Below are 827 nucleotides of genomic sequence, written 5' to 3'. Positions count from 1 at the left end.
AGTGAGGATGTGGGTGGTTCTAAGCGTTTGCTTGCTTATCTTGTTCCTAAGAAAGATCAAACGAATTTTACAAATGAACTGCTGGATTTCTTAAAAACACAGCTACCAAATTACATGGTGCCAGCAGCTTTTGTGATGCTAGAGGCATTACCCTTGACACCTAACGGTAAGGTAGACCGCCGGGCATTACCAGCACCGAATCTGGAACCATCCAAATTAAAAGGAACCTTTGTAGCACCTCAGACTGCGGCAGAGGAAGTAATAGCAGGAATTTGGGGACAAGTTCTGGGTTTAAATGAGATAGGTATCCACGATAACTTCTTTGAGTTAGGTGGTCATTCCCTGATGGTTACTCAAGTAACTTCCCGATTGCGACAAGTCTTCCAAGTAGAGTTACCTATACGTAATTTATTTGAATCACCCACAGTAGTAGGTTTGATTGATGCGATCGCAAAAATCTGGGGCGATCGTCAAGTGGTTGAAGAGATTGCACAAACTTGGCAGGAAGTGGAAAAAATCTCCTTGGAGGAAGTACAAACAATGCTTTCAACAGAAGTCAACTAAGTACAAAAATTACACTCACCCCAACCCAAGAATTGTTAGCAATTTCCAACCATGAATATGTCTACAGACACAGGTAATTTCTCATCCAAGAAACAAGAGTTTTTTAAACTACTACTCCAGAAAAAGGGTATAAACTCTCAAAAAACCCAAATCATTCCCAAAAGAAAAGTAGATACCTGTCAACTCTCTTTTGCTCAACAACGGCTATGGTTCCTGGCTCAGTTAGAACCAGGCAATCCCTTCTATAATATTCCCGGTGCAAT

At 41.1% G+C, this 827-nt stretch carries 1 protein-coding gene and 1 pseudogene; both read left to right on the top strand.

The features are described from left to right. Positions 1-564 (top strand): phosphopantetheine-binding protein (locus RMZ43_RS35950; protein WP_428851020.1); only part of this gene is annotated, 564 nt, incomplete at its 5' end. A gap of 57 nt (positions 565-621) precedes the next feature. Continuing rightward, positions 622-827 (top strand): annotated as a pseudogene (locus RMZ43_RS35945) (hypothetical protein); the annotation flags it as partial.

The sequence above is a fragment of the Nostoc sp. CmiVER01 genome, from assembly GCF_034531135.2.
Lineage (GTDB): Bacteria > Cyanobacteriota > Cyanobacteriia > Cyanobacteriales > Nostocaceae > Nostoc.
The sequence above is the reverse complement of the archived record's forward strand: the minus strand, read 5'-3'. Positions and strand labels throughout refer to the sequence as shown.